The following is a 26,079-nucleotide window of genomic DNA, read 5'->3' on the forward strand; positions in this document are numbered from 1 at the left end:
ATGACGTCAACTCAGAAGGGACCACCCCCATGACCACCACCCCCACCCCCACCCGCTTCACCGGAAAGACGGTCCTGGTCACCGGCGGCGGCACCGGTATCGGCCGGGCGGTCGCCCTCGCGTTCGCGGCCGAGGGCGCGAACGTCGTGGTCGCCGGGCGCGGCGAGGAGCCGCTGAAGGAGACGGTCGCCCTGGTGGAGGCCGCGGGCGGCCGGGCGGCGGCCGTCACCGGCGATGTGACCCGCGGCGCGGACGTGGCCGCGCTGGTCGAGGAGACCGTGCGCCGCTTCGGCGGGCTGCACGTGGCCGTCAACAACGTCGGGGTGTTCGTGCCCCCGGCGCCCACCGCCGACATCCCCGAGGAGGACTGGCGGCGCGCCCTGGACACCAACCTCACCGGCACGTTCCTGTCGATGAAGTACGAGATCGCCCACATGCGGGCGCACGGCGGCGGCGCGATCGTGAACATCGCGTCCAACCTGGGCGCTTCCCTGCGCCGCCCCGGGATCAGCGCGTACGTCGCGGCCAAGGCGGCGGTGAGCGCCCTGACCCGCAACGCCGCCCTCGACCACATCAAGGACGGCATACGCATCAACGCGGTCTCGCCCGGCAAGGTCGACACTCCCATGTCGACGCTGCCGGGCGAGACCGCGGAGCAGAAGGCCGAGCGGATGCGGCGCGAGGTGCCCGCGGGGCGCTCGGCCGCGACCGCCGAGATCGCGGCGGCGGTGCTCTACCTGTCGTCCGACGAGGCGGCGTTCACCGTGGGCGCCGAGCTGGTGGTGGACGGCGGCGTCACCGCCTGATCCGCCCCGGCCGTCCGGCCGCGGACCGTGCGGCGGGCGGCCATCCAGGCGTACACGAGGATGCCGGCGAACAGGAACAGCACGCCCTGGTAGATGGCCGCGTACCCGGCGCCGGCGACCAGCCAGAAGGTGAAGGCGAAGGCGACCACGGCGAGCACCATGTCGCGGGCGAAGCGGGCCGGGCGGACCTGGTCGCGCCGCCCGGTGAGCAGGAAGTAGATCTGGGCGCCGGCGGCCAGCAGATACGGCACGGTCGCGGAGAACGTCGTGATCAGTACGAGGATCTCGAAGACGCCGCCCGCGCCGATCAGGTAGTTGATCACGGTCAGGGCGGTGGCCAGCACCGAGGCGGCCAGCACGCCGAAGGTCGGCACACCGCGCTGCTTCTTCAGGAAGGCGGCCGGGAACAGGCCGTCCTTGGCGGCGGCGTACGGCGACTGGGCGCTCATCAGCGTCCAGCCGTTCAGCGCGCCGACGATGGAGATGACCGCGGCGACCGCGATGACGGTGCCGCCCCACTGCCCGCCGAACATGGCGTTGACCGCGTCGGAGAACGGCGCCTTGGAGTCCACCAGCTTGTCGTGCGCGACGGTGCCGAAGACCGAGACCGTGCCGAGCAGGTAGACGACGGCGGCGCCGATCGTGCCGAGGACGGTGGCGCGGCCCACGTTGCGCTCCGGGTCGCGCACCTCGCCCGCGCTCATCGCCGCGGACTCCACGCCGACGTAGCTGTAGAGCAGGATGGCCGCCGCGGCCGACATGCCGCCGATCGCGCTGCCGCCGCCCTCGTGGAACGAGCCGAGCTTGTCCGGGTCGAAGAAGAACAGTCCGACGACCGCGATGAACAGCAGCGGGACGAACTTCAGGACCGTGGAGACCAGCTGGACGGCGCCCACGTAACGGGTGCCGGCGAAGTTGGAGAGCGCCGGGAGCCAGAGCGCGACCAGCGCCACCAGCAGGTCGGTGCCCTTGGACTCGTGGCCGGGGAACAGCACATGGACATACCCGACGGCGGCGACCGCGAGGGCCGCGTTGCTCACCCAGGTCATGGTCCAGTACGACCAGGCCGACAGGAAGCCGGCGAAGTCGCCGAACGCCTCGCGGGCGTAGACGTACGGGCCGCCGGTGTCCGGGTGGCGCTCGGCCAGCCGCCCGAAGACCAGGGCCAGCGCGATGGCGCCGACGGTCAGGACGCCGAAGGCGACCAGGCTCACGGTCCCGAAGGGCGCCACCGAGGCGGGCAGCAGGAAGATACCGCCGCCGATGATGTTGCCCATCACTAGGCAGGTTGCGGTCCCCAGACCGAAACGGCGGGTGTGCCGGTCGTGCATGGCAGGGTGGGCCTCTCGTCGTGCTGTGCGGGCCCGGAGTTGCCGGGCGACTGCATATGGTCTTCGACCTGCAACGTCGCACAAAATCAGCGGGTATTGTCCCGCACGGCACCGTCGGCCGGCGGAAATACTTCGGGCCGGGGGCCCTCCGGCCGCAGTTCGTCCGCCGGACCCCCGAGGGGTATCTGCGGCCCGTCCAGCTCGCGCAGCCAGCGCCGCAGGATCGCGTGGACCTGCTCCGCCCCGGCCGGCTCCCGCCCGTCGGCGGCCGGCGGGGACAGCTCGGCGGGCCACAGCAGGAACGGGCGGCTCTGCTCGCCGCCCAGGCCGCCGTGCGAGCCGATCTGCTCCTCGAAGGCGTGCACCGCGCCCGTTTCCGGGTCGCAGGCGGAGTTGACCATGATGTCGGCGGTGTGCGGGAAGCCGTCCGTGCGCCGTACGGCCTCCGCCGCGCCCGGGCCGAACCCGGCCAGGGGGTCGCGGCCCACCACCCGTCCGGTGTCGAGATGCCGCTCGGTGCCGTCCGGACCGAGCACCACGGCGCCGTGCGCGGCGGAGCGCACGAGCAGGAAGCCGATGCCCGGGTGGTTGGCGAGGGTGGGCAGCAGCGCCGGGTGGCGGCGGTCGATCTCCTCGCGCGTCACCCGCCCGGACAGGTCGGGGAAGGACACCAGACCGAGGTTGCCCGAGGCCAGGACCACGGGGTCGGAGGGGCCGCAGCCGTCCGTGCCCTCCGGGCGGTGCAGCGCGGCGCGGGCCGCCTCGCGCGCCTCCGCCCCGCTCGCGGTCCGCCCGGCGCGCCGGGACACCGGCAGGCCGCAGCCCGCCCGCACCAGGTCCTCCAGGCCGAGTCCGTAGGCCGCCAGGAAGGTCGGCCCCGGGCTCTGGCCGTGGTCGGAGAGCAGCACGATCCGGTAGCGGCGGGGAGCGTACTGCGCGGCATCGGCGATCAGGCCGACGGCACGGTCCAGGCGGCGCAGCACCTGGTGGGTGTCCCGGTGCCGGGGGCCGGAGTGGTGCGCGACCTCGTCGTACGCGACCAGGTCGGCGTAGACGACGGTACGGCCCGCGAGCAGGTCGCCGATCACTGCGGCGACCACGACATCGCGCTCGACGACGGTCGCGAAGGCGCGGAGGAACGGGTAGAGACCACCGCGCTTGACCCGTGGGCTCTCCCCGCGGAACCGGGAGCGCAGGGACTGGCCGGCCTCCCGGACGATCTCGGCGGCGAAGGAGACGGCGGTGCGGGTCGCGTTGGCCGGGTCGGAGAAGTACGCGAAATAGCCGGCCCGGGAGCGGTTGTGCCGGCCGCGGCGGGCGGCCACCGACATCACCAGCGCGAGCTGGTCGGCGCCGCCGCTGAAGAGGTTGCCGCGGCTCGCGCCGTCGACACTCAGCAGCCCGGTGTCGCCGGTGCGGGCCACTGCGCGGCGCTGGAGCTCGGCCGCGCCGCTGGGCCGGTTGCTGACGATCAGCCGGCCGGTCTCCTTCTCGTACCACCGGAAGGCGGGCAGGTCGTGGTTGGTGCCGTGCAGGATGCCGAGCTGGCTGGCGCCGGTCTGGCTGGACCAGTCCGTACGCCAGGGGGTCAGCCGGTGGGTGCTGCCGAGCCAGCGCGCGACCGTCCCCATCAGGGGCCGCTCGCCGCTCGTCGCCTCGCGCAGCACGTCGTGGCCCAGGCCGTCGAGCTGGAGGAAGACCGTGCCGGGCGCGACCGGGCCCACGTCGCCGGGGGCGCCGCGGCGGCGGCCGTGCCGGCGCCCGGCCAGCCGCACCAGGCGCCTTCGGTACGCGTCGTCGTCGCGCACCGCGAGGAAGGTGGAGGTGGCGGAGGAGGTCGCGGACATCACGGCGGCGACGATCACCGCCGTCTCGGGCGCGGCCCGGCCGCCCTCGGGGAGCAGGGCGAGGGCGGCCAGCAGCAGGGAGCCGTTCAGGAAGAAGACCAGCAGCCCGAGGACGAGGGCCGGCACCAGCAGCAGGGCCCGGACGAGCAGCGGCCACACCAGGGCGCTGAGCAGGCCGAAGGCGCCGGCGCCGAGCGCGGCGGTGAGGAACGTCCGGGTGAGGCTCACACCGCTCGCGGACTGGAGGCGGAAGTCGGGCAGCAGCGCGGCGAGCACGAGCAGCGTCAGCGAGGAGACCACCCAGACCGCGGTCACCCGCAGCAGGGCGCCGCCCGCCGTCCGCCACCGGGGCCGTCACATCCGCGCTCACCTCGCTCCCGCCGCCCGTCACGCCCGGACACCCCCATCGGGCATCACGCCTACAGCGTGTCACAGCCCACTGACAGTCCGGCGGGATGACGAGTCCGGCCGGGCGACGGGCCGGAGGACCGTGGTCGAGGCGCGGCCCCGGACGGCCTCCGGCCCGCTCCGCAACACCCTCTCAGAGGGCGTTTTGCCGCCTTTTGCAAGTTTCTACGATGAATTCTGAGGAGTGATAGGGGAGGTGAGTGCGGCGTGTGTCACTCGCGTGGCAAATGAGGCGGAGATCCGGTTGTTGCGCGCCGCCTGCTCCTGTTTCGTCGCAAAGTGCGCCGGTTGGGTTCGAATGCCCCTGCCCGTCCGGCCCACACCCTGACCGGCGCCCCGGTCCTCGGCTACTCCGGAGGCATGAGCGCGCGTCGCCGCTATCCCAGTGACCTGTCAGATGCCCGCTGGGCCCTGGTCGAACCGCTGCTGACCAGCTGGCGGGAGGAAATCGTCCGCCGGGGCCTCAGCATCGGCCACCCGCCCCGCCATGACCTGCGCGATCTCCTGGACGCGGTGCTCTACGTGGCCCGCACCGGCATCCCCTGGCGCTACCTGCCGCACGACTATCCACATTGGAACACGGTCTACCAGTACTTTGCCCGCTGGGAGCAGGCCGGCGTCTTCGAGCAGCTCAACGCCCTGCTGCGGCGCCGCGTCCGCGAGGACGAAGGCCGCACGCCGGAGCCGACCGCGATGGTGATCGACGCCCAGAGCATCAAGACCTCCGCCAACGTCCCCGCGGCCGGCCAGGGCGCCGACGTCGGCAAGAAGATCGTGGGCCGCAAGCGGAGCGTCGTGATCGACACGACCGGCCTGCTGCTGGCCGTCCTGGTCACCGCCGCGAGCATCCAGGACTCCACCGCCGGCGAGACCCTGCTCAACCGGATCGCCGCCGCCCACCCCACCATCCGCAAGGGCTGGGCCGACCGCGGCTACCGCGAATACCTTGTCGACCGCGCCGCCCGCCTCGGCATCGACCTCGAAATCGTCCGCCGCACCCCCGGCGCAGCCCGCGGCTTCACCGTGCAACCGCGCAGGTGGTGCGTGGAGCGCACCCTGGGATGGCTGATGCTGAACCGCCGCCTGGCCCGCGACTACGAAGCCCTCCCGGCCCGCTCCACCGCCATGATCTACATCGCGATGATCGCCCTCATGACGCGACGCCTCACCAGAGAAACCACACCAACCTGGCGAGGACTATGAAACCTCGCCAACGCGGCACATCGGGACGAAACGTTGGGAGAAAACGCCCTCTCAGCCCCGTCCCGCGAACGGGACCTGCACGTCGCTCTCCACCACCGGCTCCGCCTCCCCCGGCCGTCGCCACACTCCCGCCTCCGCCAGGCGCGGCAGCACCCCCTCCCCGAACCAGTAGGCCTCCTCGACGTGCGGATGGCCGGACAGGACGAATTCGTCGATGCCCAGCCGCTGGTACTCGACGATCCGCTCGGCCACCTCGGCGTGGCTGCCCACCAGGGCGGTGCCCGCGCCGCCGCGTACCAGGCCGATGCCGGCCCACAGGTTGGGCGCCACCTCCAGCCCGTCCGTGCTGCCGCCGTGCAGCGCCAGCATCCGCCGCTGTCCCTCGGACTCACTGCGGGCCAGCCCTTCCTGCACGGCGCGGACCGTCTCCGGCGAGAAGCCGTCGAGGAGGCGGCGCGCCTCCGTCCACGCCTGGTCGGCGGTGTCCCGTGTGATCACGTGCAGCCGGATGCCGAAGCGCACCGTGCGCCCCGCGTCGGCGGCCGCCTTCCGTATCCAGGTGATCTTCTCGGCCACCTGTGCGAGCGGTTCGCCCCAGGTCAGGTACACGTCGCTGTAGCGGGCGGCGACCTCCCCCGCCGCTGCCGAGGACCCGCCGAAGTAGACGGGCGGTACGGGGTCGGGGACGCGGGCCAGCCGCGCCTGCTCGACGCGCAGGTGCTCCCCGTCGAAGTCGACCGTCCGCCCCTGCCACAGGTCCCGCACGATGCTCAGGAACTCGCCGGTACGGGCGTAGCGCGCGTCCTTGCCGAGGAAGTCGCCGTACGCGCGCTGCTCGTGGCTCTCGCCGCCGGTGACGATATTCAGGAGCAGCCGGCCGGGTGCGTGCCGCTGGAAGGTGGCCGCCATCTGGGCGGCGAGTGTGGGCGCGATGGCGCCGGGCCGCAGAGCGATCAGGAATCTCAGGCGCTCGGTCTCCCGGGCGAGCATCGCCGTGGTGAGCCAGGCGTCCTCGCACCAGGCTCCGGTGGGGGTCAGCGCGCCTTCGAAGCCGAGCTGTTCGGCGGCGCGGGCGATCTGGGTGGGGTAGCCGAGGGTGGCGGGGCGCTGCCCGCCCGCGGCGCCGGCGGGCAGGCCGTGGCCGCCGCCGAAGATGTGCCGGCTGTCGCCGTAGGTCGGCAGGAACCAGTGGAAGGTGAGGCTCACGGAATCTCCGGAAACAGGGAAGCGGAAAGCGGGGTGGGGAGGAGGGGCGGGGTCAGACGAGGCCGTGCCGGGGCGGCCTGGTGCCGTTGAGGACGTACCGCCCGAGGTGCTGCACCTTCCAGCGCACCGGGTCGTGCAGCGTGTGGGTCCGCGCGTCACGCCAGTACCGGTGCAGGTTGAGGCCGTCCAGGGCGGCCCGGGTGCCGGCCACTTCGAAGAGCGCGCTCCCCGTGTCCACGGCCGTCTCCGCCGCGTACGCCTTCGCCGCGGCGACCGCGATCGACGCTTCGGCGGCCGTGTCGTCGGTGAGGTGGGCGGTGGCGGTGTCCACGGCCCGGGCCGCGGCCTCCAGGAGAGCCTGCGCCGCCCGCACCCGTAGTTCGAGCGCGCCGAAACGCTGGATGAGCAGCGGGTCCTCGGCGGCCGTCGGGGAGCCGCTCTCGCACCAGGGGCGGCTCTTCGTCCGGACGAACTCCGCCGCTTCGGCCAGCGCTGCCCGGGCCATGCCGCTGTCGATGGCTGCGTGCAACAACTGGGCGAACGCGCCGTGCAGTTGCGGCCCCTCGAAGGTGAGGTGGTGCGGCACGACGCGGTCGGCCGGTACGGCGACGCCCTCCAGGCGGACCGTGCCGCTGGCGGTGGTGCGCTGCCCCATGCCGTCCCAGTCGTCGACGACCGTCACGCCGGGCGCGCCACGCGGTACGTACGCGACGTACAGCTTGTCCTCGGCGCCACGGGCCAGCACCGGGATCCAGTGGGCGAACAGGGCGCCCGTGGAGTAGTGCTTGGTTCCGGTCAGGACAAGGCCGCGGTCGCCGTCCGGCTCCAGGCGGGTGCGGATGTCCTGGGCGTGCCGGGTGCCCGCCTCCGCCTGCGCGTTGCCGAAGCGGCGCCCGGCCAGCACCTCGCGGAAGAAGAACTCCTGCTGGCGGGGGCTCCCTTGGGCGCGCAGGACGTTCACGTACACGAAGTGGCTCTGCGGGATCTGGGCGATGCTGGGGTCGGCGGTGGCCAGCAGCCGGAAGACCTCGGCCAGTGTTCCGGCGGTGACGTCGGCGCCGCCGTGCGCGCGTGGCACGGTGATGCCGAGAAGGCCGCTCGCCGAGAGCCGGCCGAGTTCGTCGCGCGGCAGCCGTCGCCGGGCGTCCCGTTCCGCCGCGTCGGGGCGGAAGGCGTCCGCCAGTCCGGCCGCGACGGCGAGCGCTTCGGCGTCGTCGGCGATGACGTGGGCGGGATCGTGCGAGAGCTCGGGGACGGTGCCGGGTGCGGGGTGGTCCGGATGTGCCGCTGTGGTGGGGGCGGAGGTGGTCACGGAGGTTCCTTACGGTGGTGGCTCAGCTCGCGGCGGCGAGCAGCGGGGCGCGGCCGAGGGCGCCGGAGAACTGGTCGAGAACCTGCTGGAGGGCCTCGGCGGTGCCGCTCTCGACGGCGAGCGTGCCGTCCTCCCGCACGTCGAGATGCCGGTCCAGGACGAACCAGCCCTGGACGATGTGCGCGGCGCCCATGGAGGAGAGCACCGGCCGCAGCGCGTAGTCGATGGCCAGGACGTGCGCGGTGGTGCCGCCGGTGGCCAGCGGCAGTACGGTCTTGCCCGCCAGCGCGTACTGGGGCAGCAGGTCGAGCAGCGACTTCAGGAGCCCGGAGTAGGCGGCCTTGTAGACGGGCGTGCCGATGATCACGCCGTCGGCCTGTGCGAACAGTTCCGTGGCGGCGACGATGTCGGGGTGCCCGAAGTCGGCGCCGAGCAGCGCCTGGGCGGACAGCGTACGGACGTCGAGTGCCACGACTCGGTGGCCTTCGGCGGTGAGCCTGGCGTCCAGGTGGCGCAGCAGGCGGGCGGTACGGGAGGTGGCGGAGGGGCTTCCGGAGACGGACAGGACGGTGGACATGGCGGTCACCTCGGGTCGAAGGGGCGGCGGTGGCAGGCGGGTCGGGCGACGGGGCGGCGGGCCGGTCAGGCCACGGCCGGGGCCGGGGGCCGCGTCTGCCCGTCGGGCGATTGGGCCTCCAGCTCGCGTACGAGCGGCAGGACGCGCTTGCCGAAGTACTCGACCTCCTCCAGGTAGTGCAGGAAGCCGAGCAGGAAGAGGTCCACGCCGAGGCGCTTGTAGGCGACGACGCGTTCGGCGATCTGTTCCGGGGTGCCGATCAGCCCCGTGCGGAACCCGTCGTTGTACTGGACGAGGTCCTCGAACGACGAGTCCTGCCACATGCCCTTGCCGTCGGCGGTGGAACGGCCCGCCTGCTTCACGGCCTCCCCGAAGCCGCGTACGGCCTCGGTGTCCGCCTTGGCGACGATCTCCCGCAGCGCCTCGCGCGCTTCCGCCTCGGTGTCCCTCGCGATCAGGAAGCCGTTCAGCCCGAAGCGGGGCGCGGGCCGCCCGGCCGCCGCGGCCGAGGCCCGCACGTCGGTGAGCTGTTCGGTGACGCCGTCGAAGTCCCTGCCGTTGCTGAAGTACCAGTCGGAGACCCGTCCCGCCATGGCGCGGGCGGCGGTGGAGTTGCCGCCCTGGAAGATCTCCGGGTGCGGGCGGGACGGGGAGGTGACCGGCTTGGGCTTCAGCGAGAAGTCGCGGATCCGGTAGAAGTCGCCGGCCAGCCGCGCGTGGTCCTCGGTCCAGATGCCGCGCAGCGCGGTGATGAACTCCTCGGCCCGCCGGTAGCGTTCGTCGTGCTCCAGCCAGGGCTCGCCGAGCGCGGTGAACTCGCCCTTGAACCAGCCGCTGACGACGTTGACCGCGAACCGGCCGCCGGAGAGCTGGTCCGCGGTGGCTCCGAGCTTGGCCAGCACGCCGGGGTTCCAGAGGCCGGGGAGGACGGCGGCGATGACCTTCAGGCGCTCGGTGGCGAGCAGCAGCGCGAGGCTGAAAGAGGTGGATTCGTGCTGGTATTCGGCACCGTAACTGGCCATGTAGCGGACCTGGGTGAGCGCGTAGTCGAAACCGCTGTTCTCGGCCAGGACGGCGAGTTCGCGGTTGTAGTCGTAGCCCCAGTCGGTGCGCTGCTCGACGGTGCTGGTGACCAGGCCGCCGCTGACGTTGGGCACCCAGTAGGCGAAACGCAGCGGGTCGGAGGCGGGCGGGACGGGCATCAGGTACTCCCGGTGGGTCTGGGTGGGCATGGGGAATTGCGGCATCGGCCGGTACATGCGTTCCGCACGACTCGGAATCCGGAAATCAGCGCACGGACATGGCGAACAGGAGACGCGGAACCGGCCATTGCAGATGGCATGACAGGGAAAGCCAGAGGGAAAGCCGGAAGGTTCCGGAAAAAGGCCAGCCGGTTCACCGGAAAACCGCCCGGAGAATCCGGACCGGTGGCGTCCTTACCGGCCGGCGCGCCGACACAGGGCGCTGGAAACCCGTACGAGGTCCACATGACGCCGTTGTGTGAGCTGCCCGAGCTTCTTCATCAACGCGTCACCTCCTCGCAACAATTCGGCGGTACGGCCACAGTCCGGCCGGTCGTTTCCCGCCACTTCCGGGAGTTTACCCGGGCTGCCGCCGCGGGTCGACAAGGCATCCGCGAGGTGGTGATAGGGTCCCCCTTCCACCGGACCCCGGCCGGGTAATTCACCGGCCCCCGGCAATGGCTGGAGGCGGCTTGTCGTGCGCATAGAACAATTGGAATACCTGGCGGCGGTCACCCGGCTCGGGTCGCTGCGCCGGGCCGCCGAGGAGCTGCATCTGTCGCAGCCCGCGCTGAGCGAGACGGTCCGCAACCTGGAACGGGAGCTGGGTGTGGGGCTGCTGGACCGCAAGCGGTCCGGGGCGAAGATCAGCGACGAGGGGCGGGAGCTGCTGCCGCACATCGCCGGGGTGCTGGACGCGGTCGACCGGCTGCGCCGCGCGGCCGACGACCAGCACCGGGTCAGCCGGATGGTGCGGCTGGGCACGGTCAACGCGGCCACGGTGCCGCTGCTCGTCCCGGCCGTCCGGGAGTTCCGCGCCGCGCATCCGCTGACCCAGGTGGAGGTGGTCACCGCCCAGCAGGACGCCGTCCAGCAGGGCCTGATGGAGGGCGGGTTCGACCTCGGGCTGGTCAACTACCTGCGGGGCGACGATCTGCCGCCCGGCCTGCACACCACCGAGCTGCTGCGCGGGCGCCCGGTCGTGTGCGTGCGCCCGGACAGCCCGCTGGCGGCGCGGGCGGCGGTCACCGTCGCGGACCTGCTGGCCGAGCCGCTGATCGTGATGCGCTCCGGATATGTCATGCACCGTTACGTCCACCGGCTGCTCCGGGGCCGTACGCCGTCCTTCTCGTACTCGACCGACGGTGCGGAGATGGGCAAGCTGATGGTGGCCGAAGGGCTCGGCGCCACCGTGCTGCCGGACTACAGCGTGCTCGGCGACCCGCTGGAGCGCGGCGGGGCGATCACCTGCCGTCCGCTGGCGGACGACACCACCGAGGTCCGCATGGTGCTCCAGCGGCGCCGCGCCGGCTCGGTGCCCCGGGCGGCCCGCGATCTGCACGCGATCTTCGTCCGGCGCGCCGGGGAGCCGCCGCACCGGGGCACCCGGCCCGGGGAGCGATGAGGCAGGATCGGAAGAGGTCGTACGGGCAGGGCGTACGGAGGACGGCGTACGAAGGAGGCGTACGGCGGCGCGCGCCGGGCGCCGGCGGCGCGACGGTTCCGTTCCGGTCGGGAGGTCGGTGTGGCGGTGGAGGTCACCTGGTGGGGGCACGCCACCGTCACGGTCACCGATTCGGGCGTACGGGTCCTGACCGACCCGCTGTTCGTGCGGCGCCTGGCACACCTGCGGCGGCGCCGGGGCGCGCTCCCGCCGCCCGCCGCGGCCCGCGCCGACGCCGTGCTCGTCTCCCATCTGCACGCCGACCATCTGCACCCCGCCTCCCTGGCGCGCCTCGCGCCGGGCACCCGGCTGGTGGTGCCGTACGGGGCGGCCGCCGCGGTGCCGGGGCTGCGGCGGGTGGCGGCGGCCCAGGGGCTGCCGGTCACCGAGGTGCGGCCCGGCGACACGGTCCCGGTCCGCGCGTCCCGGAACGGGCGCGGCCCCGCCGAGGTGACCGTCCGCGCGGTGCACGCGGCACACGACGGACGCCGGCTGCCGTACGGGCCGCACCGGGTACCCGCGCTCGGCTACGTGGTGCACGGCGCGGCGACGACGTACTTCGCGGGCGACACCGGGCTCTTCGACACGATGGCCGAGGAGGTCGGCGCCTGTGACGTGGCGCTGCTGCCGGTGGGCGGCTGGGGCCCGTTCCTCGGGCACGGGCATCTGGACGCGCGGCGGGCGGCCGAGGCGGCGGCCCGGCTCGGGCCGGTCAGCGCGGTCCCGGTGCACTACGGCACGTACTGGCCGATCGGTCTGGACGCGGTGCGCCCGCACGAGTTCCACTCCCCCGGTGACGAGTTCGCGCGGCAGGCCGGACTGCTGGCGCCGGGGGTGGCGGTGCACCGGCTGGCGCACGGCGAGTCCGTACGGCTGACGGGCGCGCGGTGATCGGCGGGCTGGCGGGCGGCCTGCCCGCTGAACCGGCACAGCAGGCGGTGGGCTATCCGTCGCTGTTCCTGCTGGTGGTGCTGGGCTCGCTGGTGCCGGTGGTGCCGACCGGCGCGGTGGTCAGCTCGGCGGCGGTGGTGGCCTTCCACCAGGGTTCGCCGTGGGCGCTGCTGTCGGTCTTCGGGGTGAGCGCCCTCGCCGCGTTCCTCGGTGACCTCGGCCTGTACTGGCTGGGCGGGCGCGGTGTGCGCTCACGCAACGGTTCCCGCTGGCTGGACCGGCTGCGCGACCGCGCCGCGCCGGAGCGGCTGGCACAAGCACAGACCGGGCTGCGCGCCCACGGCGTGCTGGTACTCGTACTGTCGCGGCTGGTACCGGCCGGACGGGTGCCGGTGATGCTGGCATGCCTGCTGGCACGCGTCCCCCTACGCCGTTTCGCCCACGGCGACCTGCCGGCCTGCCTGGCCTGGGCGCTGACGTACCAGCTCATCGGCGTCCTGGGCGGCTCCCTGTTCGGCGAGCCGTGGCAGGGCGTGGCCGCGGCGGTCGGGCTGGCTCTGCTGGTCGGCGGGGCGCCTGCGGTGTGGAGGCGGGTGCGGGAGGGGAGGGGTGGGTGAGGGGGCGTACACGCGATCCGGCGTCAGCCGGCGTCCGGCGCCACGCCCTCAACCCGTCCCCCTCCCCTCCCCCGCCCCAACACCCGCGACCCCCCAACCGCCAGATCCCACAAATCCTCACGTGGACGCCCAGTGGCTTCCCAAGCCGTGCGTACGCGGCGCAGCGGTTCCAAGGGGGCCTCGGCGGACAGCAGGAAGGTGGACCAGTGCATCGGTGCCATCGCGCGGGCGCCGAGGTCGTGGCAGGCGCGGACTGCCTCCTCGGGGTCGGTGTGTACCGGGCGCAGCATCCAGCGCGGGTCGTAGGCGCCGATCGGCAGCAGTGCGAGGTCGATGTCCGGGTAGCGGTCGCCGATCTCCTCGAACCAGTGGCCGTAGCCGGTGTCGCCAGCGAAGTAGACCCGCCGCCCGTCCGGCGCGGTGAGGACCCAGCCGCCCCACAGGGAGCGGCAGGTGTCGGTCAGGGTGCGCTTGCTCCAGTGGTGGGCGGGGACGAAGTCGAAGCGGACCGGGCCCGCGGGGCCGGGCAGTTCGACGGCCTCCCACCAGTCCAGGTCGGTGACGTGGGTGAAGCGGCGCCGGCGGGCCCAGCGGGCGAGCCCGGCGGGCAGCAGGAGCGGGGTGTGCGGGGGCAGCCGTTTGAGGGTGGGCAGGTCGAGGTGGTCGTAGTGGTTGTGGCTGATGACGACCGCGTCGACGGGCGGCAGGTCCTGCCAGCGGACGCCGACCGGGGTGACGCGGGGCGGGGTGCCGAGGATCTTGCGGGACCACACGGGGTCGGTCAGTACGGTCAGGCCGCCGACGCGCAGCACCCAGCTGGCGTGTCCCGCCCAGGTGACGGCGATGTCCCGGGGGCCCGCCTCGGGCATCGGGCCCGGCTCGAAAGGGAGTTCGGGGATCTCCAGGAGCGCCTGGGCGGCGGGCCGCAGCTTGCCCTCGCGGGCGATGCGGGCCAGCGCGCGGACGCCGGGCAGCGGCGCGGTGAGCCGGTCGGTGAAGTCGCGGGGCCATGTGCGGACCTCGCGCGTCGGGCGGACCGCCGGGTCCGCGGCCGCCCCTGGGCCGGCGGGGTGCGGGGCGTCGGAGTCCGGGAGAGGCTCGGTGAGGGAACGTTCGGTCTGTTCGGTCATCGAGAGGCTCCATTCGGTGGGCGTGACCGGACGTGGTGCCGGTCGCGGGCGAGAGCCGGGGCGGCCGGGAAGGCGGGGCCGGGAGGGGCGTACGGGCGGTACGCGGCGGGCCCGGCCGCTACGAGGGGCCGGTGTCCGTGAGCGAGGCGAGCGTGGCGGACAGGGCGCTCAACGCCTCGGCCACGTGCGGCAGCTGAAGAGGATCGGGGGCGTCGAGGACCTGTTGCCGCCGCCCCGCGTCGGGCCCGAGCAGCGCGTCGGTGCTCAGCCGTACGCGCAGCGCCTGGGGATCGTCGCCGAAGCGGTGCCCGCCGCGCGCCGCCCAGGGCGCGAGCGCGCCTTCCAGCCCGGCCGGTCCGGTGATGCCCTTGCCGGCCAGCACGGGGCGCAGCGGTTCGAAGTCCGCGTACAGGTGACTGCCCGCGTGCGGGGGGCGGCAGACGGCGCCGCACGTGGTGAGGGCGTGGTGCAGCGCTCCGGCGAGCGTGCCGTGCACCCGGGCCGCGGCGGCGGTACGGGCGCGTACGGCCTCCGGTTCGGCGAGTGCCCGGGTGACGGCGGCGGCGACCGGCCCGGCCACCGGGGTGCGCAGCGCCGCCAGCCGGTCCAGCGTCGCGGCGCGCAGCCGGGCGGCGCGCCCGGTGTCCGGGAACCGGGCCAGCGCGACGGGCCAGGAGGCCGGGGCCAGGGTGGCCCGCAGGTCGGTCAGGACGACGACGTCGTCCGGCAGCATCTCGGCCGGGCTCAGGACGACCGTGTCGTGCGGGTCGTGCAGCAGATCGCGGCCGGTCTCGTCGCTGACGATCCACAGCCCGTCCGCCGCGGCCGCCTCGCATACCTCGTGCACCAGCTCGGGCGGCGGGCAGGTGCCGCTGGGGTCGTCGGCGACGGAGACCAGCAGGACCCGCGGCCCGTCACCGGCCGACCGGGCCCGGCGTACGGCCTCCAGCAGCGCGAACGCGTCCGGCACGCCGCCGGATTCGGCCGGTACGGGGACGCGGTGGGCCTGTCTGCCGAGCAGCCCGGCGCCCGGCGCGTACCACTCGGCGCAGGGGCGCGGCAGCAGCACGTCGCCGCCGGTCGCGGCGAGCAGGGCGAGGAGCAGGGCGGGCGCGCCCGGCGCGGCGAGCACCCGCTCCGGCACGGTCGCCAGGCCCCGGCGCCCCCAGTAGTCGCAGGCGGCGGCGCGCAGCGGCCGGGAGCCGCCGGGCGGCTCGGGATCCGTACGGTCCGCGGCGGCGGCGAGGTGCGCGGCGAGTTCCGGGAGGACCGGCAGCCCCGCCGGGGGATCCGGCTCCGGGGCCGGATCCGGATCCAGGGCCGTCCGCTGCATCCGTACCTCCACACTCCACGGCAGGTCGATCGTGGGCCCATCACATGAGTGCGGGCCCCGACCACCTTTGCAGATCGCGGGGGCCGGGAGGCGGGGCGACACGTCACCGGTCGGCTGAGAGCCGGTGCGCGGGCGGGGCGGGGGCGGGAGCGGAGCGGTTCCCGGTCACCGACCGTGGCCGGTGCCCGGTCCGGCCGTACGGCCGGGCTCCGTCCCGCTGCGCGCCGCCGCGGCGCGGCCGGTGTCCCGGGGCCTGTCGTCCAGGCACCGCAGCTCGGCCTCCAGCCCGTGTCCGCGGGTGCGGACCAGGGCGCCGGCGAGGTCGGACAGTTTGCGGTTGGTGCGCTGCGACAGGCGGCGCAGCGTGTCGAAGGCGGTGTCCGGGTCGCACCCCAGCACGTACATGAGGATGCCGCATGCCTGGTCGACCACCGGCCGGGTGCGCAGGGCGGTGTCGAGCTGGTCCACCTCGGCGAGGGCCTCCCGGTAGCGGCGCTCCCGGGCCAGTCCGGTGGCGGCCAGCTCACCGAGCACGTCGGTGGCCGTGCAGCCCTTCTCGACCTTCAGGCCGGGGCGGAAGCCGTAGACGGTGATGGTGAGGGTGATGCCGTCCCGGCGGTACGGGAGGGTGGCGCTGGAGCGTACTCCGGCCTGTAGGGCCTCGGCCCGGTACTCGGGCCAGCGGCTCTCGTGCAGCAGGTCGTCGGCGCCGGTGGCCCTGCCACTGTCCAGCGCCGTGGGGATGGGCCCTTCGCCGGACTCCCACTGGACACTGACCAGGGCGGACAGGTCGGGGTGGGTCACCGCGGTGGGGGCTTCGGCGGTGTCCTCGCCGGTGCTCACCGTGGCGGCGGCACCGCAGCTGTCGGGGGTGCACCAGGCGGCCTGCTCGGCGAGGTGCGCCAGGCTACGGGCGGGCGACCCCTCGTCGAGGTCGGACGCCCCGGTCGCGAAGAGCGTGCGCATAGGCGTCGTTGCGTCCACTTGTCGGTCAGTCCCTTCGGGTCCGTGGGCCGCACTGGATCGGCTGCCCGGTGCGGGCGGGCGAAAACGCCGGAATCCCGTCGAGTTCCGGCGCCCGGGACGCGGTGTCCGGTCGGCTTGGTCCCCGCGGGGTACGGTCCGGGGGCGCACCGGCTAGCGTGTGGGCATGGCCGAGGGCGAGCGCGTGACGGCGGAACTCACCGATTTCCGCAGGCGGGTCGACGAGCTGCGCGCCGCCCGCGCCCTGCCCTCCACCGAGCGGCTGTCCGTGCTGGACGCCGCCCTGCTGGAGCTCCAGCACGTGGTCGACGTGATCCTGCCGCGCCTGGAGCGGGGCCTGCCCGCGGAGCGGGACAACGGCGCCCGGCGCGCCGCCGACGAACAGCAGCTGCTGCGGGCGCTGTTCCAGCGGATGCCGTACGCGGTCGCGCTGCTGGGCCCGGACACGGTGATACGGCGCCTGAACTTCGCCGGTACGCGGCTGTTCGGCATGCGCGCCGGCTACGCGGCGGGCCGCCCGCTGACCGCCTCGCTCGCCCCGGAGGCGCGGGCCGCGTTCCGCTCCCAGATCGCGGCGGTCTCCCGCAACGAGGGCGACCGCAGCCTGGTGGTGCGGCTGCTGCCGCCGCCGGACGGGGCGCGGCGGGAGGGCGAGTCGCTGCGCGCGACGATGACGGCGCTGCGGCCCCGCGGCGAGACGGGCACCTCCGTGCTCACGGTCTTCCTGACGGGTCCGGAGGCACTGGCGGCGGACCGGGACGGCCGGGCCGGGCGCGACGGCGCGGGCCGTACGGGGACGCCGCCCGGTCTGGCCGAGCTGACCCGCACCACGGAACTGATGGACCTCCTGGACGACATGACCATGACGATCCTGGAGGCGCCGCGGGACCCGATCGCGATACTCGACCAGGCCTGCCGGGTGCTGCGCGGCCGGTTCGCCGACTGGGTGACGGCCGATCTGGTGACCCGCGGCGGCGGGCCGTTGGTGCGGGTGGCGGCGTACGGGGGCGCCGGTCCGGACGCAGCGCACGACGGGAAGGACGCGCACGACGGGGACGGCGCGGACGCCTTGCAGGCCGCCCTGGCCTCCCAGCCGCCCGGGGACTGCCCGGTCGTCGTCGAGGCGGCCCGCGCCGGCAACGCCCATCTCCAGGTGCGCCCGGAGGACCTGGAGGCGTTCGGGCACGACGCGGACGGGGTGCCGATCCTCGCCCGCGCCGGGGTGACCTCCCTGCTATGCGTACCGCTGCGGGCCCGGTCGGGGCCCGTGCGCGGGGTGCTGACGCTGTTGCGCACGGGCGGGCGGCGGGCCTTCAGCATGGCCGAAGCGGGCACGGTGGACCGGATGGCCCGCCACCTGGGGCGGGCGCTGCGCCCCTGACCGCGGGGCGGTTCAGCGGGTGGTGTAGCCGCCGTTGAGGAAGATCGTCTGGCCGTTGGCCCACCAGCCGTCGGTCAGCAGGTGCCGCACCCACGGCACGATGTCCTCGATCTTGGTGAGGTCGCCGTTCATCGCCGAGGACTTGTGGAACGCGATGGAGTCCGCGTCCTCGGCCGGATAGAAGAACGGGGTGTCCATCGGCCCCGGCGCGATGGCGTTGACGGAGACGTTGCGGCCGAACAGCTCCTTGGACAGGGCGCGGGTGAAGTGCTCGACCGGCGCCTTGCTGCCCGCGTAGACGGAGTACAGGCCGGTGTACGCGGCGAGCAGGGACGTGACGACCGTGATGATCCTGCCGCCGTCCTCGACACGGCGGGCCGCCTCGCGCATCACGAAGAACGCGGCCTTGGCGTTGACCGCGAACATCCGGTCGTACTCCTCCTCCGTGATCTGCGTGAGCGGCTTCTTCAGCACCATGCCCGCGGTGTTGACGCTGTGGTCGAGCCTGCCGAACCGGCTGACGACCTCGTCGAAGGCCCGTTCCACCTCCGGTACGCGGGTCAGGTCGGCCTGGAGGGCGAACGCCTCGCCCGGACCGGCGTTGATCCGCGCGACGACGTCCTCGGCCTGCGCCCGGGAGGAGTCGCTGTTGTAGTGCACCGCCACCCGGGCGCCCTGGGCACCGAGCGTGGTGCTGATGAGAGCGCCGAGGTTGCGGGACGCGCCTCCGACGAAGGCGACCTTGCCGTCGAGCGTCGTGTCCGGGGTGTTGCCCATCACCGTCTCCTTGCACGTGAGCGACGCGGAGTACGGTGCCGGCGCACCGCCGCCCGGCGGTGGCCCGGAGGCCGTACCCGCGCCGGGATCCTGCAAGGAGCTTGAACGCCCCGGCGGCTCCCGCAACGGTCCGCGCGGCGATTCACCCGAACGCCGTGGGCCGGGCGCGTCGGACGCCGTCCGTACCCCGGCCTGGAGTACGGCGGCGTCCGGCGGCGGAACGGCTAGGCCGCCTGCCCGCCCACCTGATCACACAGGCGGGTGCAGGTGCGGTTGATGAGCCGGGAGACGTGCATCTGGGAGATGCCGAGCCGGTCGGCGATGCGGCTCTGCGTCATGTCACAGAAGAACCGCAGGTAGAGGATCTGCCGCTCGCGCTCGGGGAGCATCCGCAGCTTGGGGCGGATCGCCTCGCGGTCGACGACGAGATCGAAGCCGGGCTCCGGGCCGCCGAGGGTGTCGACGAGGGCGTAGCCGTCGTCGGCGCCCGGCAGTTCGGCGTCCAGGGAGAGCGTCGAATAGCTCTCCAGCGCTTCCATGCCGATCAGCACCTCCTCCAGCGTCATGCCGGTGTGCCGGGCGATGTCCCGGGCCGGGGGTCGGTGGTCGTCGGGTGCGTGGGTGAGTTCGAGCGTGGCCGCACGGACGCGGTTGCGCAGTTCCTGGACGCGGCGGGGCACGTGCAGGCCCCACATGTGGTCGCGGAAGTGCCGCTTGACCTCGCCGACGATGGTCGGCACGGCGAAGCTCTCGAAGGCGCAGCCGCGGTCCGGGTCGTACCGGTCCACGGCCTTGACCAGGCCGAGCGCCGCGACCTGCGTCAGGTCCTCGGTGGTCTCGCCACGGTTGCGGAACTGGCGGGCGAGGCGTTCGGCCATCGGGATCCAGGCGCAGACGATGCTCTGGCGCAGCGCGTCCCGCTCCGGCCCGTCGGGCAGCGCCATCAGCCTGCGGAAGTCGGCGCCGGTGTCCGGCGCGTCGTCGTGGGGGTGCTTGTTCTGGGGGGTGCGGCGCGCGCCGCCCGGGCACTCGGAGTGCCGGCCGCGCGAGGCGCCCTGGCGTAGAGGTGTGCGTACAGAGGGCATGGTCTCGGCTCCCTGATCGGTGGACGGGGGTCCTTCCGTGGGAGCGCAGCCGGAGAGCACGCTCGCAGAGCGGATCCGCTCCCACGGGCGTGCCTCCGGTCCGAAGCACACGGGTCGCGTGCCCGGAGCGGATGCCGGTAAACGCCCCGGGCACCGAATCCACCGGGGTGTGCGCGCGGCCCGGAGGTTTCCGGCCCGGGGGCCCGGTAACCCGTGCGGGACGGCCGCTGACGCCCGGTCATGGCCCGGCGGAACGGCGCCGGGACGGCGGGAGCGGCAGGCAGCAGCGCCGGACCCGGGTCCGCACCGAGACGGAAGAGGAGCCACCCCCCACCATGAACGTCGAGCGGCTGGACGTCACCGCCTACACCGTCCCCACCGACGCGCCGGAAGCCGACGGCACCCTCGCGTGGGACACCACCACCGTCATCGTCGTCGAGGCCCGCTCCGGCACGACCACCGGCCTCGGCTGGACCTACGCCGCCGCCGACACCGGCTCGGTCGTGCGCGACCTGCTGACCCGGCCGGTCCTCGGCCGCAGCGCGCTGGACGTGCAGGGCGCGTACGAGGCGATGAGCCGGGCGGTGCGCAACGCGGGCCGGCCCGGCTTGATCGCCTGCGCGCTGTCCGCGGTGGACATCGCCCTGTGGGACCTGAAGGCGCGGCTGCTGGAGCTGCCGCTGCTGCACCTGATCGGCGCGGTGCGCGACGTGGTGCCGGTCTACGGGTCCGGCGGGTTCACCACGTACCACGACACCCATCTGGCGACGCAGTTGAACGGGTGGGTGCACGGCCAGGGCATCGAACGGGTCAAGATCAAGATCGGTGAGGAGTGGGGCCGGGCCGTCGAACGCGACCTGGCCCGCGTGCGGCACGCCCGTACGGCCATCGGCCCGCACGCCGAGCTGTACGTGGACGCCAACGGCGCCTACACCCGCAAGCAGGCCGTACGGGTCGGCCGGTTCCTCGCCGACCAGGGCGTGGGCTGGTTCGAGGAGCCGGTGTCCTCCGACGACCTGGAGGGGCTGCGGGTGGTCCGGGACCTGGTGGTGTGTGATGTGGCGGCCGGTGAGTACGGCTACGACCTGCCGTACTTCGCCCGGATGGCGCCGGTCGTGGACTGCCTCCAGATCGACGCCACCCGCTGCGGCGGCCTGACGGTCTGGCTGCGCGCCGCGGCCCTCGCCGAGGCCCACGGCCTGGAGGTCTCCGCCCACTGCGCCCCGCACGCGCACGCCCACCCGGCCGCGTGCGTGCCGAACTTCCGGCACATCGAGTGGTTCCACGACCATGTGCGCATCGAGTCGATGTTCTTCGACGGCGGCCTCGACCCGTCGGGCGGCGCCGTACGGCCCGGCGCGAACCATCTGCCGGGCCACGGCCTGCTGTTCCGCCACGAGGAGGCGACGCCGTACCGGGTGCTGTGAGGGGCGCGCGGCGGGCGGACGGGGAACCGGGCGCGGGACCCCACACCCCGCGCCCGGACTCTCCCCACCATCCCTTTTCCCGTGCCCGCGGTGCTCCGCGGTCTTCTCCACGGCCGCTCGGCCGGGGCCCGGGTACCTGGGGCCGCGCGCGGTCAAACATCCTCCGGTCAGGAGCCGGTACGGGCGCGGGCGCCGGCGCGGGTACGGCCGGAGGTGACCCAGCGGCGCGGGTGGCGCCGCAGGTACTCGCCCTCCAGCTCCGCCATGCGGGCGTTGTGGGTGGTCAGCGCGTCGCTGGAGCCGTGCAGCAGCGTGTCGTGCCGGGTGCGGTGGATGGTCTCCAGCTCGCGCAGCAGTTGCTGTTCGTCGAGACGTGCGGGCGGGACCCCCGGCGTGGCGGCCTGCGCAGGCGCGGGCCGCGGGGCGTCCGTGGGCGTGTCGTGGGACGGCATCGAAGCTTCTCCCTCCGTGTCGGGTGCCGCTGTCCGGGTACCCGCCGGCTCAACCACCCGGACACGTCCGGCGGCAGGCCCGGCGCGAGCCCCGGAGGCGGACATGGAACTCGGCTCCCTCACCCCACTCACCACCAGGACGGACCCCGGCTCCGCGGGCGGTTCCGGCACCTCGGTCCGTCCGGTCCGCCCGGTCGCCTCCTTCGATCGTACGAGCCCGGCCTCCGCTCGGCGCGGCGACCGGAATCCGAGAGAAGGCGGTCAGCCATGGCACAGTTCGTGAGGGACGTCATGACGTCGGGCGTCGCGGCGGTCCAGCCGGACGCCTCGCTCGTGGAGGCGGCGCAGCTGATGCGTGCGCAGGACATCGGCGATGTGCTGGTGACGCAGGACGGTGTGCTGCTGGGGGTGGTCACCGACCGCGACATCGCGCTGCGGGCGGTGGCCGACGGCGTCGATCCGCTCGCCGTGTCCTGCCGCTCGGTGTGTACGCCCGAGCCGGTCTGTGTGGGGCCCGACGACCACATCAGCGAGGCGGTGACGCTGATGCGCGTCAACGCGGTCCGGCGGCTCCCGGTGGTGGAGAACGGGACGCCGGTGGGGGTGGTCAGCATCGGTGACCTGGCCCGCGCGCAGGACCCGGACTCGGCGCTCGCGGACATCAGCCGGGCCGCCCCGGACGGCTGTCCGGACGGCGGCGCGACGGGCCCCGGGCCCGTCCGGCGCCCGGGGTGGTGACCGGGGCGGCGCACCCGGCCGACCGAATCGACCTGACAGGAGCCGGTTGCGGATGAAGCGGACGATGCCGGGCACGTCGGCCTTGCTGTCTGCGCCCCGCCCTTTGGGGTACAGGTGGCGCATGCGAAAGCTGCTGAGTACGTGGGACCGCCAGATCTTCGACCATGTCGCGGCACGGCACTGGCCGGGCGCGCAGCGCGTGCTGCCACGGCTGACACGCACCGCCGACCACGGCCTGCTGTGGATGGGCATCGCGGCGGGCGCGGCCGTCCTGGGCGGACGGCCGATGCGGCGGGCCGCGCTGCGCGGGGTGGCCTCGCTGGCGACGGCGTCGGCGACGGTCAACACCCTGGGCAAGCGCTCGGTCCGCCGCGACCGGCCGCTGCTGGAGGCCGTGCCGGTCATACGGCAGCTGAGCCGCCAGCCGTTCACCACCTCCTTCCCGTCCGGCCACGCGGCCTCGGCGGCGGCGTTCGCCACCGGGGTCGCCTTCGAGAACAAGTGGTGGGGGCTGGCCCTGGCGCCGGTCGCCGCCTCCGTCGCGTTCTCCCGCGTGTACACCGGCGTGCACTACCCGGGCGACGTACTGGCGGGCGCCGCGCTCGGGGTGGGCGCGGCGCTGGCCGTACGGGGGCTCGCGCCGACCCGGGCGCAGCTGGCGCCCCCGGCCCGCCCGGCGGCCGACGCGCCCGCGCTGCCGGCGGGCCGCGGGCTGTTCGTGGTGGCCAACCACGCGTCCGGGCAGCGCACCGGGGCGCGCCCCGACCGGGAGCAGGAGGTGCGCGGCGTGCTGCCGGAGGCCGAGGTGACGCTGTGCGGCGATCCGGAGTCCCCGCCGATGGACAAGGCGCTGGAGGAGGCCGCCGAGCAGGCCAGGCGGGCGGGCGGCGCGCTGGGCGTGCTGGGCGGGGACGGCACGGTCCGCGCCGCGGCGGCGGTCGCCGTACGGCACGGCCTGCCGCTGGCGGTGCTGCCCGGCGGCACCCGCAACCACTTCGCCTACGACCTGGGCATCGAGACCCTGGCGGACGCCGCCCGCGCGGTGACCAGCGGCGAGGCGGTCGCGGTGGACCTGGCCGGTTTCCGTACCGCGCGGGGCGAGGACCCGACGTACTTCCTCAACACCTTCTCCATCGGCGCGTACCCGGAGCTGGTGCGGGTGCGCGAGGAGTGGGCGGGCCGGATCGGGGCCTGGCCGGCCGGGGTGCTGGCGGCCTGGAAGGTGCTGCGCACGGCCGATCCGGTGACGGTGGAGGTCAACGGGAAGCGGCGGGAGGTGTGGCTGCTGTTCGCGGGCAACTGCGCGTACCGCGGGCTGGGCCTGGCGCCGGTGCGACGGCACGACCTGGCGGACGGCGTGCTGGACGTGCGGGTGGTGCACGGCGGGCGGCTGGCCCGTACGCGCCTGCTGACCGCGGCACTGACGGGCGCGCTGCGGCACTCCCCCGTGCTGAGCGAGTCCCGGATGCGCTCGGTGCGGATCGGCGGGCTGGCGGCGGGCAGCGTGCTGGCGTACGACGGCGAAGTGGACGACGCGCCGGGCGAGTTGACGATCTGCAAGAAGAACGAGGCGCTGACCGTCTACCGCCTGCTGCCCGAATAGCGAGACGTCGTTCTCAGGATGCGGTCGAACGGCGTACGGTGACGGCACCTGCCGACCGGGAGCGCGAAGGAGCCGTCCGCCATGCCGCACGAGTCCGCCGTCCACGCCGCGGAGCACCGCGAGTCCGCCGTCTACACCCACGGCCACCACGAGTCCGTCCTGCGCTCGCACACCTGGCGCACCGCGGCCAACTCGGCCGCGTACCTGCTGGACGCGCTGAAGCCGCACATGGAGATCCTGGACATCGGCTGCGGCCCCGGCACCATCACGGCCGATCTGGCCGCGCTGGTGCCGGACGGCCGGGTGACCGGGCTGGAGCGGGCGCCGGAGGTGCTGGCACAGGCGCGGGCCACCGCCGAGGGGCGCGGCCTGTCCAACGTCCGCTTCGTGACCGGCGATGTCCACGCACTGGACTTTCCCGACGCCTCCTTCTGTGTCACCCACGCCCACCAGGTCCTCCAGCACGTGGGCGACCCGGTCCGGGCGCTGCGCGAGATGCGGCGCGTGACGAAGCCGGGCGGCGTGGTGGCCGCACGGGACGCGGACTACGCGACCATGACCTGGTACCCGGCGGTCGAGGGGCTGGGCGGCTGGCTGGACCTCTACCACCGGGTGGCCCGCGCCAACGGCGGCGAGCCGGACGCGGGGCGGCGCCTGCGCGCCTGGGCGCGGGAAGCCGGCTTCGCCGACGCCGCGATCACCTCGACCGCCACCGCCTGGTGCTATGCGACACCGGAGGAACGTGCCTGGTGGAGCGGCCTGTGGGCGGACCGTACGGTCGCCTCCTCGTACGCCCGGCTGGCGGTGGACGGCGGCCACGCCACCGAGGACGAGCTGCGCCGGATCGCCGCCGCCTGGCGGGAGTGGGGCGCGCGGGAGGACGCCTGGTTCGGGGTCCTGCACGGGGAGATCCTCTGCCGGGTGTGAGGCCCGGGGCCGGGGCCGGGGGCAGGAGCCGGGACGGCGGGGCCTGACCCGACCGCCACAACCGGCACGAACTATCTCATTCCAGGCGGTATGAAGGATCCGTGACGCGAACGCACGGACTGGCCGTCCTGGCCGCACTGACGCTCCTGGCGGCGGGCTGCGGACCCCGGCAGCCCGCCGCCGGACGGCACGGCGCCACCTCGGGACAGCCCGCCAGGGCCGCGGAGCCCGGCGGCTTCACCCTCCTGGCCACCGGCGACGTGCTCCCGCACACCGAGATCATCGAGCAGGCCCGCAAGGACGCGCACGGCCACGGCCACGACTTCCGGCCCATGCTCGCCGGGGTACGCGCGCAGGTGTCCGCCGCCGACCTGGCGATCTGCCACATGGAGACGGTGTACGGCGCCGACGGCGGACCCTTCACCGGCTACCCCGCCTTCCAGTCCCCGCCCCAGGTCGCCGCCGCCCTCAAGGCCACCGGCTACGACTCCTGCTCCACCGCCTCCAACCACACCCTGGACGCGGGCGCCGACGGGGTGCGCCGCACGCTCGGCGCGCTGGACGCGGCGGGCGTGCGGCACACCGGCTCGGCCCGCTCCGCCGCCGAGGCCGCCCGTCCCACCCTGCTCAAGGCCGGCCGGGCGACGGTCGCGCAGCTCGCGTACACCTACGGCACGAACGGCATCGCCGTACCCGAAGGGCGGCCCTGGACGGTCAGCCTGATCGACCGGGACAAGATCCTCGCCGACGCGCGGGCCGCCCGCCGGGCGGGCGCCGACGTGGTCGTGGCCAGCCTCCACTGGGGCACCGAGTGGCAGCAGGAACCCGACGGGCAGCAGCGCGGCCTCGCCCGGGACCTCACCGCCGCCCGCACCGGGGACCGCCCCGACATCGACCTGGTCATCGGGACCCACGCACACGTTCCGCAGGCGTACGAGAAGGTCAACGGCACCTGGGTCGTCTACGGGATGGGCGACCAGCTGGCAGGCTACATGTACAACCCGCAGGGCGCGGTGGACTCCCGCGGCAACCAGAGCTCCATGGCCCGCTTCACCTTCGCCCCGCCCGACACCGCGGGCGGACGCTGGAAGGTCACCAAGGCGGAGTTCGTCCCGCAGTTCACCGACGTGGACCGCGACTTCCGTGTCGTCCCGCTGACCGCCGCGGCGCCCGCCGGCTCCGCCTACGCGCGGGCCCGCGACGCCATCCGCGACGTGGTCCTGTCGCGGGGCGCCGCCGACGACGGCCTGACGATGGCCGATTGACCGGTTGACCGGTTGACCGGCCGCCCCGCCGGCCGAGGGCCGAGAGCGGCGGCCGGGAGCGAATCCCGCAACTGATCGCGTACGCCGCGGCGCC

General features: G+C 74.3%; 24 protein-coding genes. 11 read left to right on the forward strand and 13 right to left on the reverse strand.

What is annotated here, in order from left to right:
- Window positions 1-29 precede the first annotated feature (29 nt).
- Window positions 30-806 (forward strand): SDR family NAD(P)-dependent oxidoreductase, encoded by a 777-nt coding sequence (locus CP973_RS27285; protein WP_150246555.1) that lies wholly within the window; start codon window positions 30-32, stop codon window positions 804-806.
- Here CP973_RS27285 and CP973_RS27290 read toward each other — a convergent pair.
- Both CP973_RS27290 and CP973_RS27295 read right to left on the reverse strand, forming a co-directional pair.
- Complete coding sequence (locus CP973_RS27290; RefSeq protein ID WP_150246557.1) at window positions 734-2,137, reverse strand: amino acid permease; 1,404 nt, start codon at window positions 2,135-2,137, stop codon at window positions 734-736. The genes CP973_RS27285 and CP973_RS27290 overlap by 73 nt on opposite strands.
- Before the next feature lie 86 nt (window positions 2,138-2,223).
- The gene (locus CP973_RS27295) at window positions 2,224-4,299 is read right to left on the reverse strand and encodes a phage holin family protein (RefSeq protein ID WP_425282025.1); all 2,076 of its coding nucleotides are present in this window, start codon (window positions 4,297-4,299) and stop codon (window positions 2,224-2,226) included.
- A 453-nt stretch (window positions 4,300-4,752) separates the two neighbouring features.
- On the opposite strand from CP973_RS27295, the gene CP973_RS27300 reads away from it, so the two are divergent.
- Window positions 4,753-5,595 carry an IS5 family transposase gene (locus tag CP973_RS27300; RefSeq protein ID WP_150246561.1) on the forward strand — a complete coding sequence of 281 codons (843 nt, stop codon included), beginning with the start codon at window positions 4,753-4,755 and terminating at the stop codon, window positions 5,593-5,595.
- Between the two features lie 51 nt (window positions 5,596-5,646).
- On the opposite strand, the gene CP973_RS27305 is transcribed toward CP973_RS27300, so the two are convergent.
- The 5 genes from CP973_RS27305 to CP973_RS41865 form a co-directional block, all read right to left on the reverse strand.
- Window positions 5,647-6,801, reverse strand: a complete 1,155-nt coding sequence (locus tag CP973_RS27305) for an LLM class flavin-dependent oxidoreductase (RefSeq protein ID WP_150246563.1) — start codon at window positions 6,799-6,801, stop codon at window positions 5,647-5,649.
- A 52-nt stretch (window positions 6,802-6,853) separates the two neighbouring features.
- Window positions 6,854-8,023 (reverse strand): SfnB family sulfur acquisition oxidoreductase, encoded by a 1,170-nt coding sequence (locus tag CP973_RS27310; RefSeq protein ID WP_150250315.1) that lies wholly within the window; start codon window positions 8,021-8,023, stop codon window positions 6,854-6,856.
- Between the two features lie 112 nt (window positions 8,024-8,135).
- On the reverse strand, window positions 8,136-8,690 hold the full coding sequence (gene ssuE / locus CP973_RS27315; RefSeq protein WP_150246565.1) for an NADPH-dependent FMN reductase: 555 nt from the start codon (window positions 8,688-8,690) through the stop codon (window positions 8,136-8,138).
- 65 nt (window positions 8,691-8,755) lie between these two features.
- Window positions 8,756-9,892, reverse strand: a complete 1,137-nt coding sequence (gene sfnG, locus CP973_RS27320; protein ID WP_150250317.1) for a dimethylsulfone monooxygenase SfnG — start codon at window positions 9,890-9,892, stop codon at window positions 8,756-8,758.
- Between the two features lie 234 nt (window positions 9,893-10,126).
- The gene (locus tag CP973_RS41865; protein WP_425282026.1) at window positions 10,127-10,417 is read right to left on the reverse strand and encodes a putative leader peptide; all 291 of its coding nucleotides are present in this window, start codon (window positions 10,415-10,417) and stop codon (window positions 10,127-10,129) included.
- On the opposite strand from CP973_RS41865, the gene CP973_RS27325 reads away from it, so the two are divergent.
- The 3 genes from CP973_RS27325 to CP973_RS27335 all read left to right on the forward strand — a co-directional run bounded on the left by CP973_RS27325 (window position 10,410) and on the right by CP973_RS27335 (window position 12,883).
- Entirely contained in the window at window positions 10,410-11,336 is a 927-nt protein-coding gene (locus CP973_RS27325) for a LysR family transcriptional regulator (RefSeq protein ID WP_150246567.1), read from the forward strand. The genes CP973_RS41865 and CP973_RS27325 overlap by 8 nt on opposite strands.
- A 120-nt stretch (window positions 11,337-11,456) precedes the next feature.
- Window positions 11,457-12,266: an MBL fold metallo-hydrolase gene (locus CP973_RS27330; protein ID WP_150246569.1), complete on the forward strand. Its 810-nt coding sequence runs from the start codon at window positions 11,457-11,459 to the stop codon at window positions 12,264-12,266.
- A complete protein-coding gene (locus CP973_RS27335; RefSeq protein ID WP_150246571.1) occupies window positions 12,263-12,883 on the forward strand; it encodes a DedA family protein in 621 nt (206 codons plus the stop codon). The genes CP973_RS27330 and CP973_RS27335 overlap by 4 nt, the downstream gene beginning before the upstream one ends.
- A 23-nt stretch (window positions 12,884-12,906) precedes the next feature.
- Here CP973_RS27335 and CP973_RS27340 read toward each other — a convergent pair whose 3' ends face one another.
- The 3 genes from CP973_RS27340 to CP973_RS27350 form a co-directional block, all read right to left on the reverse strand.
- Window positions 12,907-14,013 (reverse strand): MBL fold metallo-hydrolase, encoded by a 1,107-nt coding sequence (locus CP973_RS27340; protein WP_150246573.1) that lies wholly within the window; start codon window positions 14,011-14,013, stop codon window positions 12,907-12,909.
- A gap of 118 nt (window positions 14,014-14,131) precedes the next feature.
- Window positions 14,132-15,346, reverse strand: coding sequence for an aminotransferase class I/II-fold pyridoxal phosphate-dependent enzyme (locus tag CP973_RS27345; protein ID WP_150246575.1), 1,215 nt, complete (start codon window positions 15,344-15,346; stop codon window positions 14,132-14,134).
- A 165-nt stretch (window positions 15,347-15,511) separates the two neighbouring features.
- Window positions 15,512-16,330, reverse strand: coding sequence for an ANTAR domain-containing response regulator (locus CP973_RS27350; RefSeq protein ID WP_425282027.1), 819 nt, complete (start codon window positions 16,328-16,330; stop codon window positions 15,512-15,514).
- A 166-nt stretch (window positions 16,331-16,496) separates the two neighbouring features.
- On the opposite strand from CP973_RS27350, the gene CP973_RS27355 reads away from it, so the two are divergent.
- Complete coding sequence (locus tag CP973_RS27355; protein ID WP_150246577.1) at window positions 16,497-17,711, forward strand: PAS domain-containing protein; 1,215 nt, start codon at window positions 16,497-16,499, stop codon at window positions 17,709-17,711.
- Window positions 17,712-17,723: 12 nt separating this feature from the next.
- On the opposite strand, the gene CP973_RS27360 is transcribed toward CP973_RS27355, so the two are convergent.
- Both CP973_RS27360 and CP973_RS27365 read right to left on the reverse strand, forming a co-directional pair.
- The gene (locus CP973_RS27360; RefSeq protein WP_150246579.1) at window positions 17,724-18,488 is read right to left on the reverse strand and encodes an SDR family oxidoreductase; all 765 of its coding nucleotides are present in this window, start codon (window positions 18,486-18,488) and stop codon (window positions 17,724-17,726) included.
- A 224-nt stretch (window positions 18,489-18,712) separates the two neighbouring features.
- On the reverse strand, window positions 18,713-19,573 hold the full coding sequence (locus tag CP973_RS27365) for a SigB/SigF/SigG family RNA polymerase sigma factor (RefSeq protein ID WP_150246582.1): 861 nt from the start codon (window positions 19,571-19,573) through the stop codon (window positions 18,713-18,715).
- 335 nt (window positions 19,574-19,908) lie between these two features.
- On the opposite strand from CP973_RS27365, the gene CP973_RS27370 reads away from it, so the two are divergent.
- Window positions 19,909-21,000, forward strand: coding sequence for an enolase C-terminal domain-like protein (locus CP973_RS27370; protein WP_150246584.1), 1,092 nt, complete (start codon window positions 19,909-19,911; stop codon window positions 20,998-21,000).
- A gap of 167 nt (window positions 21,001-21,167) precedes the next feature.
- On the opposite strand, the gene CP973_RS27375 is transcribed toward CP973_RS27370, so the two are convergent.
- Window positions 21,168-21,452: a DUF6158 family protein gene (locus CP973_RS27375; RefSeq protein WP_208853310.1), complete on the reverse strand. Its 285-nt coding sequence runs from the start codon at window positions 21,450-21,452 to the stop codon at window positions 21,168-21,170.
- A gap of 267 nt (window positions 21,453-21,719) precedes the next feature.
- On the opposite strand from CP973_RS27375, the gene CP973_RS27380 reads away from it, so the two are divergent.
- The 4 genes from CP973_RS27380 to CP973_RS27395 all read left to right on the forward strand — a co-directional run bounded on the left by CP973_RS27380 (window position 21,720) and on the right by CP973_RS27395 (window position 25,985).
- Window positions 21,720-22,190 carry a CBS domain-containing protein gene (locus CP973_RS27380; RefSeq protein WP_150246586.1) on the forward strand — a complete coding sequence of 157 codons (471 nt, stop codon included), beginning with the start codon at window positions 21,720-21,722 and terminating at the stop codon, window positions 22,188-22,190.
- A 121-nt stretch (window positions 22,191-22,311) separates the two neighbouring features.
- Window positions 22,312-23,793, forward strand: a complete 1,482-nt coding sequence (locus CP973_RS27385; RefSeq protein ID WP_150246588.1) for a bifunctional phosphatase PAP2/diacylglycerol kinase family protein — start codon at window positions 22,312-22,314, stop codon at window positions 23,791-23,793.
- Between the two features lie 81 nt (window positions 23,794-23,874).
- Window positions 23,875-24,720, forward strand: coding sequence for a methyltransferase domain-containing protein (locus CP973_RS27390; protein WP_150246590.1), 846 nt, complete (start codon window positions 23,875-23,877; stop codon window positions 24,718-24,720).
- Window positions 24,721-24,821: 101 nt separating this feature from the next.
- Entirely contained in the window at window positions 24,822-25,985 is a 1,164-nt protein-coding gene (locus CP973_RS27395) for a CapA family protein (RefSeq protein ID WP_150246592.1), read from the forward strand.
- Window positions 25,986-26,079 lie beyond the last annotated feature (94 nt).

Source organism: Streptomyces albofaciens JCM 4342 (assembly GCF_008634025.1).
Classification (GTDB): domain Bacteria; phylum Actinomycetota; class Actinomycetes; order Streptomycetales; family Streptomycetaceae; genus Streptomyces; species Streptomyces albofaciens.